The sequence below is a fragment of the Pseudomonas sp. TWI923 genome, from assembly GCF_039673365.1.
In the GTDB taxonomy this organism is placed as follows: Bacteria; Pseudomonadota; Gammaproteobacteria; order Pseudomonadales; family Pseudomonadaceae; genus Aquipseudomonas; species Aquipseudomonas sichuanensis.
On record NZ_JBDJLM010000012.1, the window covers coordinates 47,232 to 66,126 of the forward strand.

The window sequence follows — 18,895 nt, forward strand, 5'->3', positions numbered from 1 at the left end:
CCATGGGAAATGCTGGCATGCGTGCAACATGGACGGATCTCACGGAAAACAAATGAATGTTCTCCGTATTCGGGAAGGCTCCCGGGCGCACGCAGCACACGCCAGGCGCGCATTTTAACGATGCCGGTGGCGCTTTGCGTCATGCAACTGCATCGAAATGTTGCAAGCAGAGCATGGCTGGCCAGGCTCATGCACGGCGTGGCGCCATGTAGCATTACCGCCAGCGTACGCCGCCTTGCTGATTGGCTGGCACCTGTACTTCCCACCACAGGTGCCCCATGACCGATTTTCCAGACGATTCCATTGATACGCTGATCGCCCGGCAACTACCCGCCTGGTTGACCAGCGCCACGCCTGAGCAGCAGGCACGCCTGCGGGCCGCCCTGCTGGCCCAGGAACAGGCCCAGGCCCGCTTGCGTCGGCGCTTGCAGGCTATCGAGCCACTTGAGGCATTTGCCGAGCGGTTGCTGATCGAGCGCCTGTATCAGCTGGTCGGCAAGCGCCTGGACGTGCGACGCAGCCAGTTGCGGCGTGTGGCGCTGTTGCCTGAGCCGCATCCGATACCCGGTCGTCAGCCCTTGCGCTATCACCGCCTGGAGTCGCGCCAGTCGCTCCTGAGTGCGGCGCTGCACAACTTTGCAGCGCACGAGCAGTTCTCCGCACACAGTGATGTGCTCGATGCCACAGGCTCGCCATTGCCACTGAGCCCCGCCGAATTCGCACGGGTTTGCCGCGAGCTCGATCTTGGCGCGCAGTATCAGGCCCACCTGCACGCCGGCTTGGCGGACGGTCAGGCCAGTACCTCGGCCCAAGCGCTGTTCGCCGAGGTGCTCAAGGCCAATCTGCAGGCTGCGGTGTACCTTGAACACCTGCGTGGACGGCTGGGTGACACCGCCCTGGCGCACTGGGCGTCATTGCACGAGCCAGGCGAACTTCAGCCTCGGCCGCACGAGCTGCGCCTGCTGGGCATGCGTGTGATTGGCCTGGCCATCGTGGAGGTGCGCCGGGCCGGCGAGTTCGAGGGTGTCCTCAGCTGGATCGCGGACGATCCGCTGAGCCCGTGCACCTGGCACCCCTCGTGGACCGCGCTGTATACCGCCTTGGCGGGACGCCTGGCCAACCCCGCTTACCGCTCGTTCTTCAAGCGCTTCATCGCCGAACGCGACCGGGTTGCCTTCGACCGTGCATTGCTCGCGGCCCTGGCCACCGCCGGCCCGCTCACGCCTGCCGAACTGGACGGGCGCCACACCGCGAGCGAAGGGGATCTGTTCGAGCATCTGGCGGCAGGCCAGCTTGCCAAGTTTCTCGATGATGCTCGGGTAATGGCGGTTCCTACAGGCGATGAAGACCGCGCCGCGCGTGATCGGCGGATACGCGAGTACGCCGAAGCGGGCCTGGACCTGCTGGGGGTGGTCAGCCTGTTCGTCCCAGCGCTGGGTGTCGTGATGCTGGGGGTGACTGCAGTGCAGCTCACCCAGGATATCTACCAAGGCTATGAGGACTGGCAGGTGGGCGACCGTGCTGGTGCACTGGAGCATCTGTTCGATGTTGCAGGGCTGATCGCGGGCGGCCTCGCCGTGGGGGCCGCCGGTCATGCGCTCGGCAAGCTGTTGCCGCGTCGCCCGTTCGTCGATGGCCTGTCGCCGGTACTGACGCCCTCGCAAGGGGTGAGGCTGTCGGGCTTGCAGCATGAGCTCGAAGCCGCACGCCATGGGCCGGCGCCGGGGCCTCTGCTGCGTAGCCTGGGTGCCGAGCTGGGTTCGCTGACTGATGCAGAAGCGGATGCCGTGGCGCAGGACACGGGGCTGCGCACCGATCAACTGCGTCGACTGGCCCTGGAAGGTTCTGCAGCGCCATCGCTGCTGCTCGATGCCTTGGCCCTTCTGCGTTTGCACCAGCGTTTCCCGGCGCTGCAAGGCGAGGCGTTCGAGCTGCAACTGCGGGCGCAGCAAGCCGAGCCGGACGCCATCGAACAGCTACTGCTGCGCGACTTCCCCGGGCTGACACAGCGGGCGGCGGCGGAGGTTGTGCGCAGTGCTTCTGGCGCGCAGCTGGCGAGCCTGCTCGAAACACAGCGGGTACCCCTGGCGCTTGCCGAGCAGGCGCGCTGGCTGCTGCGCGACGGGCGACTGAACCGAGCCTGTGCGGCGTTGCGGGCTGGGGTGCCCGGTGTGGATGCTGAGCGGCTGGCCTTGACGATGCTCGAAGACCTGGCACCTGTGACCCCGTCAGTGCGCATCGAAATACGTGATGCGAGCGTCAGTGGAAACCTTCTGGCCCATACGGGAGCCCTCGAGGCGGGGCAACTCCGGTTGGTCGTGCGCGGTGAGCGCGGCTATCGCTGCTTTGATCAGCACGCTGCGCCGCTGCCGGCATCGCAAGAAACGGACGATCTTGGCAAGGCCCTCTGGCACTGGCTCGACAGCGACCAGCGGGAGCAATTGGGCAGCCACGGGGAGATGCTCGATGCGCTGGCGCGGCACGCCGCCAGGCATCGCGGGCTGGCGGCCCGGGGTATCGGCCTGGCGCCGGTCGGGGCCGGCCTGCGCCCGCCCATGAGGCTTGGCGACGGACGCCTTGGCTACCCGCTGAGCGGTCGCGGCGAAAGCGCCCGGCAAGCCTGGATGCGGGGTGTGCGGCAGGTATTCCCGACACTGGACGACGCCGAGCTGCAAGCGTATCGGGCCAGTCTGCGCCAGCAGGGTATCGACCTGTGGCAGCAAGTGGCCGAACTGCGGCGGCAGCTCGATGCCCTCAGGGCCGCGCTCGACGGCTGGAGCCGAGAGCCTGTGGGCGCTGCGCGAATGCTGCGCCGGCGCCGCGTCGGCGACATCATCCGCCGCTGCTGGCGGCGCAAGTCGTCGACAGCCGCGCAAGGCGGGCATCGCTTGTCGCTCGACGGCGAAGTGCTCGGCGGTCTGCCGCTGTTGCCAGAGGGCTTGGCCTTCGCGCACATCACCGAGCTGACGCTGCGAAACATGGCGCTGGACGCCTTGCCGGCAGGCTTCCTCGGGCATTTTCCGAACCTGCGCCTGCTGAACCTGCGGCACAACCTGCTGACGGCATTCCCGGAGGGGCTTGGCGAGCTGACGCAGCTGGAGGATCTGCGCCTGGGTGACAACCGTATCGTCCTGGACCCAGCGGGCAATCGGCGCCTGCAGGGGCTGGCCAGCCTGCGTCGTCTGGACTTGAGTCGCAACCCGCTCGGGCGCCAGCCCGCGTTGGGTAGCATGCACAGGCTGCGGGAGTACTCGCTGCGCGGTTGCGCGTTGCCGGCGCTGCCCGGCCCGGCAGGTCGTCCAGCGTTGCTGGAAAGCGCCGATTACCGTGACAACCGCATCCAGAGCCTGAATGACGAGTTGCTCAGCTTGCCGCGCCAACGTCTGCAGCGTCTTGCCCTGCATGACAACCCGCTGCAGCCGGATAGCGCCCGGCGCCTGTCCGAGGCCTTGCAAGCACCCGAGTCAGCGCAACGGCCGCATGCCGAAGCCGACCCTGCCGTGCGCGATCGCTGGCTGGGTGAGCTTTCCGGGGCAGAGCGGGCGGCGCGCCTGGGCCGCTGGGAGCGCCTGCGTGCCGCCCCTGGCTCGGATGACTTCTTTCGTCTGCTGGCGGACCTTGCTCACTCGCTGGAGTTTCGCCGCAGGCCCGCGCCCTTGAGGGCGCGGATCTGGCAGATCGTCAGGCGTTGCGAGCAGAACGGGCAGATCCGCCAGGCGGTCTTTCAGCAGGCCGCCGGCCCGCGCAGCTGTGCCGATCAGGTTTTGCTGATCCTCGCGGCCCTGGAAGTGCGCGTACGCATCACGGTGCGCACGGCTGGTCGAGACAGGGCAACTGTCGAGCGGGAGCTGTTGCAGGAGGGCAGGGCCTTGTTCCGTCTCGATCAGGTGCAACGCATCGCCAGCACGCATTACCAGGAAGCCGAGCGTGCCTGGGGCAACCTGCCGGGCGATGCCAGGCCAGCGGCACCGGATGACGTCGAGGTGTTCCTGGCCTATCGAACCCGTCTTGCACAACGACTCGGCTTGCCCGATCAGCCGCAGGCCGTGCGTTACGAACAGAGCCGCGCGGTCAGCGCCGCGCAGATCGACCAGGCGTTGCACACGGTGCTGGCGGCGGAAACTCCACAGGCACTGAGCGAGTCGTTGCAGGGCAGGGATTTCTGGACAGATCATTTGCGCACGCAGTACGCCGAGCGTTTCGACGAGGTCAGCGCGCCGTTCCACGCGCGTCTGGAGCAGCTTTGGCACGAGGCCGCAAACGGGCCGGAGCAGGCTTACCTGGAGGCGATCGAGCCGGTCGTGCGCGAGCATGAGGCCGCCCAGGCGGCATTGCGCCGGCAACTGACCGACGCGGCGGTTGCCAGCAGTATGTAGCGCACGGGATCGACGGTGGGGTGATGTTCTGCTTCCTGGTTGCAATCACGCAGAGGACATCATGCCCCACTTATTCCCGTCACCCGTTTCGAACGACGCGCTGCTCGCGCAGACATTGCCGGCGTGGTTGACCCGCGCCTCCACGACCCATCGGCGGGCGCTGCACCAGAGCCTGCAGGCTCAACAGCGCGCGCAGCATGCGCTTGATCAGCAACTGGGTGTGTTGCAGGCGATCGATGCATTCGCCGAACCGCTGCTGGTGGAGGCCTTGCGCGAGGCCAGCGGCCTGTCCCTGGACGTGCGTGCCTGCCGATTGCTGCGGGTCTGGACCGAAGTGCAACCCGTGGTGCCTGCCAGTCTTCCTTTGCCGATCAGTACCCACCAGCAAACCCAGAGTCTGCTGGCCGCCGCGTTACACAACTTCTCGGAGAGTGAAGCGCAGGACGGAGGGCTTGGCACCGGGTCGCGCGTGCTCGATGGCGCTGGCAATCCGGTGGCGTTGGCGGCCAGCTCTTTCGCCGCGCTCTGTCGCCGGCTGGATCTGGGAGGCCGCTACCAGACCTATCTCAAGCAGCGCCTGCGCCCCGTCGATGTGCCGGGCGAGTCGGGTGGTTACGCGCGGATCCTGGTCAATCGGCTGATGGAGGAGCAACTGCGCGCCGGCCTTGAGGTGGCGGTGCGTCTGGCCCACCTGAAGGGGGACATCGACGACACCGCTTACCTGCGCTGGCTGCCGTTGTTTTCGAAGCAGCCGGTCGTGGCGACCACCGCCGAGGTGCTGGGGCTGCGTCAGTTGTACCTGCTGGGGCGCCCGCTTCACGGCGTGGCGGCATATGAGGTGCGCCGCGGTGTCGACACGCTGGGCGTCATCGCCTGGCTGCCGGATGACCCCCAAGGCGCGCTGCTGAGCGCCGATACCTGGGAGTCGCTCTACCAGATCCTCGGCCAGCGCCTGCGCGACGCCGACTATGCACGCTTCATCCTGCGCTTCATCGATGAGCCCGAGCGCCTGGCGTTCGAGCTGAGCCTTGGTGCACGCCGGCAGGCTGATCGCAACGCGCCGGTGCTGCGCCTGGATGGGCGGGCACGTGAGGTGCAAGGCACGCTGTTCGGCTACCTGCGCCAAGTGCAGGTGCGCAAGCTGCTGGACGATGCCCGCGTGCTGGCCGTGCCCACCGATGACGAGGATCGCCAGGCCCGTGATCGGCGCTTGCAGGGCTATCTGGGGGCCGGCCTCGACCTGCTGGGGCTGGCGGCATTGTTCGTGCCGGGGCTGGGCGAGGTGTTGCTGGGCATCGCCGCTTTGCAGGTGGTCCATGAAGTCTACGAAGGGTATGAGGCCTGGCAACTGGGTGATCGCGAAGCGGCACTGGGCCATCTGTTCGGCGTCGCCGAGGGCTTGGCCATGGGGGCCCTGAATACCGGCTCCGAACAACTGCTGAGCTCGCTGCTGGTGCGCAGTGCCTTCGTCGACGGGCTGCGCCCGGTGGTTACCGAGCACGGGCGTGTGAAGCTATGTGACGGTACCTTGAGCGACTATCGATTGCCCGATGAAGGCCATGTGCCCGGGCGTCTGGTGGGTGAGGGGGACCGGCGTTCACTGACCTTGCAGCAGGGGCGCTACGCGGTCGTGCGCACAAGGCCTGGCGAGCCTTGGCGCATCAGGCATCCGCATCGCGCCGGGGCCCATGCGCCGTCACTCGAAAGCAATGGGGTGGAGGTGTGGTGGCATGCCCTCGAGGTGCCGCAAAGCTGGGATACGCCAGTTGAGTTGTGCAGGCGTCTGGGGGGCGAGCTGATCGAGATCACTGATGCCGAGGCACAGGCGCTGTTGCAGGTCACAGGCTTCGACGTCGCCCGACTGCGGCGCTTGTTGCTCGAGCAGGCCGAACCCCCTGCGCGCCTGCTCGACAGCCTGGAGCGCTTGCGCCTGCGTGCCCGCTGGCCAGCATTGAGCGCAGAGGCACTTCAGTACGGGCTGGCGCTCGATCTGCCTGCGCTGGCAGGCGAATCGGTGTTGCGACGTGACTTCCCCAGCCTCACACGGCGTGCCGCCCACGCCCTGCTTCGAGGGGCCACGGGTTCCGAGCTGCGTACCCTGCGCACTGAGCGCAAAGTGCCACTCGCCTTGGCGGAGCAGGCGCGCTGGCAACTGCGTGACAGCCGCCTGGACCAGGCCTGCGAGGGCATGTTGCAGGGTCGCTCGCTCAACCAGGACAGCGAACGATTGACCTTGGCGCTGCTCGACCATCTGGCGCCCTGGGCGGTCGATGTGCGAGTGGAAATTCGTGACGGTTTCAAGGGCGGCGCGTTACTGGCTCACTGTGGCGCAACGTCCGGGCAGATACGCTTGATCCTCAAGCGACCGGAGGGGTACCTGGCCGCCGATGCGACAGGCCAGGGGCTTGCCGAGGCCTCGCCCGGCGACAGCTTGCTTCAGGCATTGTCGAGGCACCTGCAAACGACGCAGAGCACCCAGCTTGGCGAGCATGCCGCCAGCGCGCAGGCGCTGGGTCAATACCTGCTCCACCAGGCCTCGATCCGTCGCGATCAAGCCGCTGGCTGGATCGGCCAGGCAGCGGTGGGTACCGGTGTGCGACCGCCACTGCGTTGGGGCGACGGGCGTCTCGGGTACCCGTTGAGCGGTCGCGGCGAGTCCAGTCGCCAGGCGCTGGCGCAGGGTATTCGGCAGGTGTTTCCGACGCTCGATGACGCCCAGTTGCAGGCTTACATCACCGAGCGCCTGCTCGCCGGCGACAACCTCTGGAGCCACATGAACGCGTTGCATCAGCAGGTACAGGGGCTGCGCTCGGCGCTGACGGATTGGCAGCGCACGGCAGCTGACGCGCAGCAGGCCCAGGCTCGTCATCGAATCGCCGCCCGGCTGTTGCGTTGTTGGCGCCGGCAAATACCGGTGGTGCAAGGCGGCTATGCGCTACTGCTCGAAGGCGAGTTGCTGCATTCGCTGCCGGCACTGCCCGAAGGGGTCGATTTCGCGCATGTACGGCACCTGGTCTTGCAGCACCTTGAACTTGCAGAAATCAGCGGTGATTGGCTGCGGCGATTTTCCGGCCTGCGTCGGCTCGATCTCAGCGGCAACCATCTGACCGCGCTGCCAGACGCCATTGGCGAGCTGAGCCAGCTGGCCGAACTCGACGTCTCTGGAAACCAGATTCGCTGGAACGATCAGGCCGATCTCGCGATCAGTCGGCTGAGCCAGCTCGAAGTACTCAACCTCAATCGCAATCCTATCGAGCAGATGCCGACGCTTGCCCCACTGAGCCGCTTGCGTCAGGTCCATCTGCGTGCCACCGGGCTCACCCTGGTGCCGCCAAGCCTGCCGAGGCTGGGTGGGCTTGAATATGCGGATCTGCGCGACAATCTGATCGTCGATCTGGACAGCGCGTTGTTCGAGCTGCCAAGGCGACGCCTGGAACGCATCGCGTTGCACGACAATCCCCTGTCGGCCGCCAGCCTCGCTCGCCTGGAAACCTTCCTGCAAGGTGAGCAGGGGCTCTTGCATCGGTTGTTTCGCCACTTCCAGCCCGAAACGGGCGCGCGCGACGTATGGCTGGAGGGACTGGAGCATTCGATTCGCGGCGTACGCCAGGGGCAATGGGACAACCTGGCCCAGCAACCTTTCAGTTCCGGATTGCTCAGGCTGCTCAGCGACCTGCGCGGCGCGGCCGATTTTCGCGATCAGCCGGTCGAGTTGCGCCAGCGTGTCTGGCGTGTGATCGAGGCCTGCGAACAGGACAGCCAGTTGCGCCAGGCGGTGTTCGAGCTGGCGGCACGGCCGCGCAGTTGCAGCGACAGCGTGGCGCTCAACTTCAGCCACCTGGAAGTGCTGGCGTTGGTGCACCAGCGCACCCAGGGCGTGACCGGCGCCAGGGCCGAACGGGACTTGCTGCGCCTGGGGCGTGACTTGTTCCGCCTGGATGAGGTGGAGCGCCTGGCAACGCTGGATATCGAGGACCGATGGCAGCGTGGCGCGTTCGTTGACGACGTCGAGGTGCGCATGGCCTATCGCGTCGGGCTGGCCGAACCCTTGAGCCTGCCCGCGCAACCAGAGGGCATGCGCTACGCCAGCAGCGCCGGGGTGACGGCACAGCAGCTCAGCCAGGTCCGCGCCCAGGTGCTGGTGGCCGAGCGAGGACCGCGCCTGGTCGAGTCCCTTACTCACCGCGAGTTCTGGCAGGTGCACCTGCGGGGCACCTGTGGCGCGCAGTTCGAGGCGGTCGATCGACCCTTCCACGAGCGCCTGGAGGCGTTGCTCGAGGCCACTGACGACCTTACGGACGGTGAGTACCTGGCGGCCATCGATCAGGTCGCCCAGGCGCGTGAGCAGGCACAGCGGGCATTGATCTTCGAATTGACCTACTCGGCTTGGCAGCGTCATCCCGGCTGAGGACAGCCAAGCGTTATATAGGCCCTGTAGCCGTGGTAGGCATGGTGTCCTGCGGACCTCTAGCTCTCGGAGGACACCATGCACAATCCCTTCATTCCCCATGTCACCGTCGATACACTTATCACCCAACGAATGCCGCCCTGGCTTGCCGGCTTGTCCCAGGAGCAACGCGTTACGCTGCAGCAGGCCCTTGTGCTTCAGCAGCAAGTCCAACACCACCTGCAACAGCTGCTCGGGGTGATCACGCCGCTGGAGGACTTTGCCGAGAATCTGCTCGACGATGCCATGACGCTGATCACCGATGAACAGATCGATGTGCGTGGCGCCAAGCTTCTGAGCGTCTGGCGCGAGGTGGTCGTTCCTGCTGTGGCCAGCTTGCCGCTGACCTGGCGGACACACCGTTCCGAGCAGACTCTGCTGGCTGCTGCACTGCACAATTTCAGCGAGGATGAACTGGATGCCAAGGCGTTCCATGCCGATACCCGGCTGACCGATGATCTGGGCGACGTGATCGAGGCGTTCAAGCCTGAGCAATACGCCTGGTTGTGCCGTCGGCTCGATGTCGGCGGCCAGTACCAGCGCTATCTCAAGACGCACTTCGAGCCGGAGGACGCCGCTGCCCGGCAACGTGTCGAGCAACAGCTCGAAGCGGTACAGCGCGCCAACTTCGATGCCGCCGTGCAACTGGCGCTGGGCAAAGGGCAACTGGATGCCTTGAGCGGCCGCCAGCTGCGACCGCTGCTTGCGCAGACGCCGTTGGTACCCGCCGAGCCCACGGTCTTGATTGCCCGTCAGCTCTATCTTCTGGGCAAGCGGGTGATCGGCGTGGTCACCCTGGAAGTGCGCCGAAGCCCCGCGCCAGACGCGGCGCTGGACGGCGTGATCGCCTGGATCCCGGGCGACCCCCAGGGCGCAGTCAGCCGGCATTCCTCGTGGGGCGCCTTGTATCAGGCGCTTGCCCGACGGTTTCGCCAGCCCGGTTACCCGGCATTCTTTCAGCGCTTCCTCGCCCAGTCCGATCGAATTGCCTTCGAACGGGTGCTTGCGGGCTTGCTGGCCGACAAGACTCCCCTCGAACTGGACGGGCGAAACCTGGAGGTCGAGGGTGAGCTGTTCGTCCGTCTGCGCCAGGACCAGGTAGGGAAGATCCTGGCCGATGCACGAGTGCTGGCGGTACCGACCGACGATGAGGACCGGCGCAGCCGCAGTGAGCGCCTTGAAGGCTATCGGAACGCAGGCCTGGGCCTGCTCAATCTGGCCGCACTGTTCGTGCCCGGGCTTGGCCTTGCCATGCTGGGCGTGGCGGCGCTGGATATCGTCAAGGAGGTCTATGAGGGGTACGAGGACTGGCAGATCGGCGACCGGGAAGGTGCCTTGAACCACCTGTTTGGCGTGGCCGAAAATGTCGCGGCCAATGCGCTGTTGATGGCCGGCGGCGCCGCGCTGGGTAAAACGTTGCAGCGCGTGCGTCTGGTCGATGAGCTGGTGCCGGTGGTGGGAACCGACGGCGAGGCCCGGCTGTGTCATCCCGAGCTCGATGGCTACAAGGTCGAGCACAGCGATGACGATGCGCTGGGTGAAGTGATCGACAACTTAACCTGGAAACATGTGCGTACCCACGAGGGCAGTTTTGCCGTGCAGCGGCATGCCGCCAGCGACACTTGGCAGTTGCGCCATCCGCAGCGGCCTGCAGCGTTGCCGGTGGCCGTGCGCGACAATGGTGTCGGCGCCTGGTATCACGCGCTGGAGAGCCCCCAGCACTGGCAGGGGGCGCGGCTGCTGCGCCGATTGGGCAGTGATCTGGCCGAGATCCCGGAACCGACCATCGCTCAAGTGCTGGAGACCACGGGGTTCGACGAAGCACGGCTGCGCCGGCTGCATCTTGAAGACGCGCCTGCGCCGGCACGTCTGCTCGACGCCCTGGAGCGTCAGCGCCTGCATGAACAGCAGCCCGGTTTGCGCGGGGAGGCCTTCGAGGCCGTCCTGGCAGCGCGCCAGGCGCCAGTTGGCGATGCCGCGCAACTGCTGCGTCGGGACTTCCCCGGGCTGACCCCGCGATGCGCCGAAGAGATCGTCGAGCAGGCCAGCGGCCACCAATGCGAACAGATGATCAACACCTCGCGGGTTCCACTGGCGCTCGCCGAACAGGCGCGCTGGGCATTGCGTGACAGTCGTCTGGACCGTGCCTGTGCGGGCCTGCGCCAGGTCGCGGCGATCAATGCCGATGGCGAGCGCCTGGCGTTCGGGCTGCTCGACAGCCTGTCGCCCTGGGCCGACGGTGTTCGCGTGACGTTGCACGATGGGCAGGTCGATGGCCCGTTGTTGCAGTCGCTGGGCAAGGCGGATGCCACCGATGCGCGGCGCATCGTCAAAGGGGCAGAGGGTTACCTGGCGATTGCCGCGGACGGTCAGGCGCCCGTCGCTGCCACGGCGCAGGACTCACTGATCAAGGCGCTACTGCTGCACATGGACCCGGTGCAGCAACTGAGCCTGGCGGGTGCCCCGCTCAGTGAAAGGCAATTGAGCGACTTGATGCTTGCCCGGGCCGTAAGCCAGCGTGAAGCCGCTGCTGGCCTGATAGGCCTGGCCCCCGTGGGCGGTGGGATTCGACCGCCGGTGCGTCTGGGCGACGGGCGCCTGGGCTATCCGCTGAGTGGTCGCGCCGAGGGCGGACGGCATGCCCTGCGCCATGCCTTGCGGCAGATCCACCCCGAATTCACCGATACCGACCTCAGCGCCTACATCGCTGACCAACTGCGGCGGCAGGTCAACCTTTGGGACCAAGTCACCGCGCTGCAACGCCAGCTTCCGCTGCTCGAGCAACACCTGACGGTATGGCGCCAGGGGGCGCTGGGGCGCTCGCAGCAGCGGGCGCGCAAGCGGATGGCCAAATACCTGTTGCGCAGCTGGCGTCGTCAGTCACTGGCGTTGTATGGCGAGCAGGTTCACCTGAGTATCGAGGGTGAGGCACTGGGCGGGCTGCCTGCGCTGCCGGCCAGTGTCCGTTTCGACAGCGTGACCCGTCTGGTGCTGCGCAACCTGGAACTGGATGATCTGAATCCGGCGTTCTTCGGACGCTTTGGCATGCTGCAACGCCTGGATCTGCGCGGTAACCGGCTTACAGGCCTGCCGGTCGTGCTGGAGCAGCTCGCCAACCTGGAGGAACTGGACCTGGCCGACAATCGCATTGTGCTCGGGCCTGAGAATATCCGGCGCCTGGAGCGACTGGGGCAGTTACGGCAGCTGAACCTGAACCGTAATCCGCTGGTTGCCGCGCCGCGTCTGGAGGGGCTGACCCGGCTGCGCCACCTGAGCCTGCGCGGCACGAGGTTGACCGAGGTACCGCAGGCCCTGGCGCGCCTGCCGATCCTGGAGTACGCCGACCTGCGCGACAATCGCATCGACAGCCTCGATGATGCCTTCTTCGGCATGCCGGCACGCAGCATCGAGCGGATCTTCCTGCATGACAATCCATTGGATCTGCGCAGTGAGGCGCGTCTGAGCGCTTTCCTGCAGGCCGAATCGCATCGCATGCGGCGCCTGGTGCGCCACAGCAGCGGCGCAGCCGAGAACCGCGAGGCCTGGGTGCGCTTGCTGGAGCCGGACGAGCGCCTGTTGCGCGGGTTGCAATGGGACAGCCTGGTGTACGAGCCTGGCGCCGCGGACTTTTTCCAGTTGCTCGCCGACCTGCGTGGCACGGAGGATTTCCTGATTCAGCGCGGTGACCTGACTGCGCGGGTCTGGATGGTGGTCGAGGGGTGCGCCGGCAATGCCCAGTGGCGTGCGCGGTTGTTCGAGCTGGCTGGCCATCCGCGTACCTGTTCCGACAGTGTGGCGATGAACTTCAGCCTGCTCGAGGTGCAGTCGTGGGTGCATCTGAACACTGCCGGGTTGACTGGGCAGGCCGCCGAACGGGGCCTGCAGCGCCTGGGGCGTTCGTTGTTCCGGCTCGACGAGGTCGATCGCGCGGCCTCTGCGGAAATCGCCTGGCGCACGGCCCAGGGTGCGGATTTCGATGAGGTCCAGGTGCGCTTGAGATACCGCGTGGGCCTGGCCCATGCACTGGATTTGCCGGGGCAGCCGCTGCACATGCGTTTCCCGAACAGTGCCGAGGTGTCGCCACGCGACCTGCTGAGGGTGCGCAGCCAGGTACTGACGGCGGAACGAACGCCGAGCCTGGCGACATCGGTGGCCCAGCGCGAGTTCTGGCAGGCACACCTGCGCGACACCCATGCACAACGTTTCGAGCAGGCCGACCAGCCGTTTCATGCGCAGTTGGAAGCGCTGAATGCGGCGGATCTGGCCGAGGGTGAATACCTGTCACGCGTGGAAGCCGTGGCCCGGGCGCGTGACGCCGCCATGCAGGCGCTGATCGAAACCCTGACCCAGGAAATCTTCACCCGCAACCCGTTGTAGTTCAGCGGCGCCTCGTTGCAGATGCCCCCGGCAGTGAGTGCCTGGGGGCTTTTTGCCCGTGGGGCATCAGAAACCGAATTCACTCAGCCCGGGATGGTCATCCGGGCGCCGCCCCAAAGGCCAGCGGAACTTGCGCTCGGCTTCAGTGATGGGTTGCTCGTTGATGCTGGCGTGGCGGTTGCGCATCAGGCCGTCCTCGGCGAACTCCCAGTTCTCGTTGCCGTAGGCGCGGTACCACTGGCCGCTGTCGTCGTGGTATTCGTAGGCGTAGCGCACGGCGATGCGGTTGCCGGTAAAGGCCCACAGTTCCTTGATCAGGCGGTATTCCAGCTCGCGGTTCCACTTGCGGGTGAGGAAGGCCTGGGCCTCTTCACGGTTGTGGCAGAACTCGGCGCGATTGCGCCAATGGGTATCGAGGGTGTAGGCGAGAGCGACCTTGGCCGGGTCTCGGCTGTTCCAGCCATCCTCGGCCAGGCGGACTTTCTCGATGGCGCTTTCGTGGGTGAAGGGCGGAAGTGGAGGGCGGGACATTGGGCGATTCCTCAGCTTGAAGTGGTCAGCGGGATGCTGTGCACGGCTTGAAGGCTAGCCCTGCCGTTCGCGCAGGGAAATCCGTGCCCGGGTCACTTCATAATTGCTGGCGGCGGAACAATTGCGGCATCAGCCGCGCGACCACCGTCCGCGCGGCTTTTTTCAGAGGATCAGTCCCAGGTCGGCGCCAAACCGTCGGGGCTGACTTCACGACCATTGCGCTCCAGTGTCGCAATCAGCGCCATGTCGTCGGCATCCAGGTGCAGGCTGCGGGCAAGCAGGTTGCTGGCCAGGTTTTCGCGCTTGGTAGACGACGGAATCACCGCATAACCCAGCTGCAGGGCCCAGGCCAGGGCTACCTGGGCGACGGTGGCCTTGTGCTTGGCAGCGATCTGGGCGAGTACCGGGTCCTTCAGCACCTTGCCGTAGGCCAGGGTCATGTAGGAGGTGGTGGTGATGCCCTGCTCCTTGAGGAAGGTAGTCAGTTTGTCGTTCTGCAGGTAGGGGCTGAGCTCGATCTGGTTGGTGGCGATCTCGCCTTTACCGACGGCTTCGATGGCCTGGCGGGTCAGCTCGATGTTGAAGTTGGAAACGCCGATCTGGCGGGCCAGGCCCAGTTTCTTGGCCTCAGCCAGGGCCTGCATGTACTCGGGCAGTTCGACACCGTTGCCGGGGGCCGGCCAGTGGATCAGCAGCAGGTCGACGTGGTCGGTACGCAGCTTGGCCAGGCTGTCGCGCAGGCTCGGCAGCAGCTTGTCGGCTGCGTAGTTGTCGACCCAGATCTTGGTGGTGATGAACAGTTCGCTGCGGGGCACGCCGCTTTCGGCGATAGCCTGGCCGACCTCGGCTTCGTTGTTGTAGATCTGCGCGGTGTCGATGGCGCGGTAACCCAGCTGCAGTGCCGCCTTGACCGAGTCGATGACGGCTTGGCCAGTCAGGCGGAAAGTGCCGACGCCGAAGGATGGAATGCTCATGGGGCTGCTCCTGTGGTGGGATGCCGGGGCTGTGTGCGGTGGCATCGTTCGGATAGGCGGCAGTGTGCGGTACTCACAGGTTTTGATTAAGGTGTCGGGGGGCCAAAGTCCTTTGACCTGGAGTCATGAGTGAGCGGTTTTTTCATGCGCGCAAATGAGCAAGCGCCCTGAAAACCGGCGTGGGCTTGCGCCTTTGAACAGGTAGTTGGTCGCAATTCTCACGTTGCCTCGGAACTAACTACACTGAGATGTCTCTATGATGGCGTCGGCAGACAGCAGGGGGGGCATTGTAAGGTGACCTCCGCCTGATTAGACTGCGCCGAATTCGTACGCAAAGCCCTACGTTAAGGACGTATATGATCAAGAAATGCTTGTTCCCGGCAGCCGGTTACGGCACTCGTTTCCTGCCCGCTACCAAAGCCATGCCCAAGGAAATGCTGCCGGTGGTCAACAAGCCACTGATCCAGTATGGCGTTGAAGAAGCACTGGACGCCGGCCTGAATGAAATCTCCATCGTCACCGGCCGCGGCAAGCGCGCCCTGGAAGACCACTTCGACATCAGCTATGAGCTGGAAAACCAGATCAAGGGCACCGACAAGGAAAAGTACCTGGTCGGCATCCGTCGTCTGCTGGACGAGTGTTCGTTCGCCTATACCCGCCAGACCGAGATGAAAGGCCTGGGCCACGCCATCCTCACCGGCCGCCCGCTGATCGGTGACGAGCCGTTCGCCGTGGTACTGGCCGATGACCTGTGCGTCAACCTCGAAGGCGATGGCGTGCTCGCGCAAATGGTCGCGCTGTACAAGAAGTACCGCTGCTCGATCGTTGCCATCCAGGAAGTCGATCCGCAGGAAACCAACAAGTACGGCGTCATTGCCGGTGAAGAGATCAAGGACGGCATCTTCCGCGTGGATTCCATGGTCGAGAAGCCGAAGCCGGAAGACGCACCGTCGAACCTGGCCATCATCGGCCGTTACATCCTGACCCCGGACATCTTCGAGAAGATCGAACAGACCGAGCCAGGCAAAGGCGGCGAGATCCAGATCACCGACGCACTGATGAAGCAGGCCGCCGAAGGCAACGTGATCGCCTACAAGTTCAAGGGCAAGCGTTTCGACTGCGGTGGCGCCGAAGGCTACATCGAGGCGACCAACTTCTGCTTCGAAAACTTCTACAAGACCGGCAAGGCTTATTGAGCTACAAGCTACAAGCTACAAGCTACAAGCTGTGAGCAGTTTTCTTGCCGCTTGAAACTTGCAGCTCGCCGCAAAAAGAGCCACCCTCGGGTGGCTTTTTTTGTGGAGTCTGGAAAGTGGCCTACGATTTTGATCTGTTCGTGATTGGCGCCGGTTCCGGCGGTGTACGTGCGGCGCGTTTCGCCGCGGGCTTCGGCGCCAAGGTGGCCGTTGCCGAGAGCCGCTATCTGGGCGGTACTTGCGTCAACGTCGGCTGCGTACCGAAAAAACTGCTGGTGTACGGCGCCCATGTCGCCGACGAGCTGGAGCAGGCCGCCGGTTTCGGCTGGACCCTGGAAGAAGGCCACTTCGACTGGGGCACCCTGATCGCCAACAAGAACCGCGAGATCGAGCGCCTCAACGGCATCTACCGCAACCTGCTGGTCAACAGCGGCGTCACCTTGTTGACCGGCCACGCGCGTATCACCGCTGCCAACGAAGTGGAAGTGGAAGGTCAGCGCTACAGCGCTGCGAACATCCTGATCGCCACCGGCGGCTGGCCGCAGGTGCCGGACATTCCGGGCAAGGAACTGGCGATCACCTCCAACGAGGCGTTCTATCTCAAGGATCTGCCACGCCGGGTGCTGGTGGTCGGTGGTGGCTACATCGCCGTCGAGTTCGCTGGTATTTTCCAAGGCCTGGGCGCCGCTACCACGCTGCTGTACCGTGGCGACCTGTTCCTGCGCGGCTTTGATGGCTCGGTGCGCACGCACCTCAAGGAAGAGCTGGAAAAACGCGGCATGGACCTGCAGTTCAACGCCGATATCCAGCGCATCGACAAGCTCGACGACGGCAGCCTCAAGGCCACCCTCAAGGATGGCCGCGAGCTGGTCGCCGATTGCGTGTTCTACGCCACCGGGCGCCGGCCGATGCTGGACAACCTGGGCCTGGAGAACACCGGCGTGGAACTGGACGAGCGCGGCTTCATCCGTGTCGATGAGCAGTACCAGACCACCGCGCCGTCCATCCTGGCCATTGGCGATGTGATCGGCCGCGTGCAGCTCACCCCGGTGGCACTGGCCGAAGGCATGGCCGTGGCCCGTCGCCTGTTCAAGCCCGAGCAGTACCGCCCGGTGGATTACCAGAACATTCCCACCGCGGTGTTCAGCCAGCCGCCGATCGGTACCGTGGGCTTGACCGAAGAGCAGGCGCTGCAGGCCGGGCACAAGGTGCAGATCTTCGAGAGCCGCTTCCGGGCGATGAAACTGACCCTCACCGATATCCAGGAAAAAACCCTGATGAAGCTGGTGGTGGATGCCGAGACCGACAAGGTGCTGGGCTGCCACATGGTCGGGCCGGATGCCGGCGAGATCATCCAGGGCCTGGGCATCGCGCTGAAGGCCGGTGCCACCAAGCTGCAGTTCGACGAGACCATCGGCGTGCACCCGACGGCGGCCGAAGAATTCGTCACCATGCGTACCGTCACGCGCTGAGCCTGTCAGACGCCACAGGGTTGAGGCATCGGCTCTGTGGCGAAACCTCCTACATAGCGGGCGTGCAGTGCGCCCCGCATCACCACATCTTTCCTACGGTCATCACCTCGGCAGTCATAAATACTCGCTGGGTGCCACGTACGTGGCGTCGGCCTGGCGTTGCCAGGTCAACTTGACTTAGGAGTTATCAGATGAATGTCTTACGCAATATCATCCTGGGCACCTGCAGTGGGCTGTTGATGGCAGGGGTAGTACAAGCCGATCAAGGGCTGATCAGCTTCAGTGGCAGCGTGGCTGGCCCGACCTGCGTCATCAACGGCGGCGACAACGATGTGCAGGTCAACCTGCCGGAAGTCAGTACCTACGATCTGCGCCAAGCGGGGCAGACCGCTGGCGAGCGCACCTTCAGCCTGGTGCTGAGCCAGTGCTCGCATGTCGGCCAGGTGTCCACCTACTTCGAGCCGGGCCCCACCGTGAATCCTGAAGGCCGGCTGACGGTCGATGCTGGCTCGGGCGCCGCCACCAGTGTCGACGTGCAACTGCTCAACAGTGCCCGCGCGCCCATGAACCTGGCCGGTGGCAGAGGCAATCAGAGCTCCCAGCGGGTCGATATCGTCAACGGCAACGCCATCCTCAACTACACCGCTCGCTACTTCTCGCTGGGTGCGACCACCCCGGGTCTGGTCTCGACCAACGTCCGCTACTCGCTCGAGTACCTCTGAGTCTCCTTCCTGGTAGCCCCCTCGGGGGCTACACCTCAACGCTGTGCGCGAGCCTTGAACATGAAGACTTTTTCCACGGCCTGTCGGCGCGTCTTGCTGGCAGGTTGGCTGCTGGCCGTAGGCCACGCCCAGGCCAGTGTGGTCATCGCCACCACCCGAATCGTCTATCCCGCCGAGCAGGCCGAAGTTACCGTCAGCCTGCGCAATCTGGGGGAACGGCCAGCGCTGGTGCAGGCCTGGATCGACGACGGTGTGGCCATGGCCGATAGCCAGGATCCGCAGGTGCCATTCAGCCTGATGCCGCCGCTGTTTCGCGTCGAGCCTGGCACCAGCCAGAGCCTGCGCCTGTTCCATAACGGCGCGTCGATGCCCACCGACCGTGAAACCTTGTATTGGCTCAATGTCCTCGAGATAGCGCCCAAGGGCGTCGGCAACCAGATCAATGTTGCGTTGCGTACGCGCATCAAGCTGTTCTTCCGTCCACCATCCCTGCCCGGGACGGTGGCCGATGCTCATCGCGCGCTCTCCTGGCGCTGGGTGCGCGAAGGTCGGCGCTGGCAGCTCGAGGCTGACAATCCTGGGGCCTATGTCGTCAATCTCGGGCGTGTCGCCGTTAGCTACCAGGGCCGATCCTGGCAGGCACAACCGAGGCATGTGCTGCCGTTTTCGCAGACTCGCTTCGCCATCGAGGGGTTGGCCGATGAGCGTTCTGTACCGAACCAGGTGGACTATTCCTACATCGATGACTATGGCGCCGAGCGACCGGCCACTGCGGTGGTGCGTCATTGAGCGCGCGGGTC

The 18,895-nt window shown here is 65.3% G+C and carries 9 protein-coding genes; 7 read left to right on the plus strand and 2 right to left on the minus strand.

What is annotated here, in order from left to right; genetic code table 11:
- The first annotated feature begins 278 nt into the window (after window positions 1-278).
- The 3 genes from ABE459_RS07930 to ABE459_RS07940 all read left to right on the plus strand — a co-directional run bounded on the left by ABE459_RS07930 (window position 279) and on the right by ABE459_RS07940 (window position 13,200).
- Complete coding sequence (locus ABE459_RS07930) at window positions 279-4,376, plus strand: NEL-type E3 ubiquitin ligase domain-containing protein (RefSeq protein WP_323828641.1); 4,098 nt, start codon at window positions 279-281, stop codon at window positions 4,374-4,376.
- A gap of 61 nt (window positions 4,377-4,437) precedes the next feature.
- A complete protein-coding gene (locus ABE459_RS07935; protein WP_323828643.1) occupies window positions 4,438-8,784 on the plus strand; it encodes an NEL-type E3 ubiquitin ligase domain-containing protein in 4,347 nt (1,448 codons plus the stop codon).
- A gap of 78 nt (window positions 8,785-8,862) precedes the next feature.
- Window positions 8,863-13,200, plus strand: a complete 4,338-nt coding sequence (locus ABE459_RS07940) for an NEL-type E3 ubiquitin ligase domain-containing protein (protein WP_323828646.1) — start codon at window positions 8,863-8,865, stop codon at window positions 13,198-13,200.
- Window positions 13,201-13,266: 66 nt separating this feature from the next.
- On the opposite strand, the gene ABE459_RS07945 is transcribed toward ABE459_RS07940, so the two are convergent.
- Both ABE459_RS07945 and dkgB read right to left on the minus strand, forming a co-directional pair.
- Window positions 13,267-13,731, minus strand: coding sequence for a DUF1348 family protein (locus ABE459_RS07945; RefSeq protein ID WP_125464761.1), 465 nt, complete (start codon window positions 13,729-13,731; stop codon window positions 13,267-13,269).
- A gap of 170 nt (window positions 13,732-13,901) precedes the next feature.
- Window positions 13,902-14,705 (minus strand): 2,5-didehydrogluconate reductase DkgB, encoded by an 804-nt coding sequence (dkgB, locus tag ABE459_RS07950; RefSeq protein ID WP_125464760.1) that lies wholly within the window; start codon window positions 14,703-14,705, stop codon window positions 13,902-13,904.
- A gap of 356 nt (window positions 14,706-15,061) precedes the next feature.
- On the opposite strand from dkgB, the gene galU reads away from it, so the two are divergent.
- From galU to ABE459_RS07970, 4 genes are all read left to right on the plus strand, one after another.
- On the plus strand, window positions 15,062-15,901 hold the full coding sequence (gene galU, locus ABE459_RS07955; RefSeq protein WP_046855135.1) for a UTP--glucose-1-phosphate uridylyltransferase GalU: 840 nt from the start codon (window positions 15,062-15,064) through the stop codon (window positions 15,899-15,901).
- A gap of 116 nt (window positions 15,902-16,017) precedes the next feature.
- Window positions 16,018-17,373, plus strand: coding sequence for a glutathione-disulfide reductase (gene gorA / locus ABE459_RS07960; RefSeq protein ID WP_125464759.1), 1,356 nt, complete (start codon window positions 16,018-16,020; stop codon window positions 17,371-17,373).
- A gap of 191 nt (window positions 17,374-17,564) precedes the next feature.
- Window positions 17,565-18,095 carry a fimbrial protein gene (locus tag ABE459_RS07965; RefSeq protein WP_125464758.1) on the plus strand — a complete coding sequence of 177 codons (531 nt, stop codon included), beginning with the start codon at window positions 17,565-17,567 and terminating at the stop codon, window positions 18,093-18,095.
- 60 nt (window positions 18,096-18,155) lie between these two features.
- Window positions 18,156-18,884, plus strand: coding sequence for a molecular chaperone (locus ABE459_RS07970; protein WP_323828653.1), 729 nt, complete (start codon window positions 18,156-18,158; stop codon window positions 18,882-18,884).
- The last annotated feature ends 11 nt before the right edge of the window (window positions 18,885-18,895 follow it).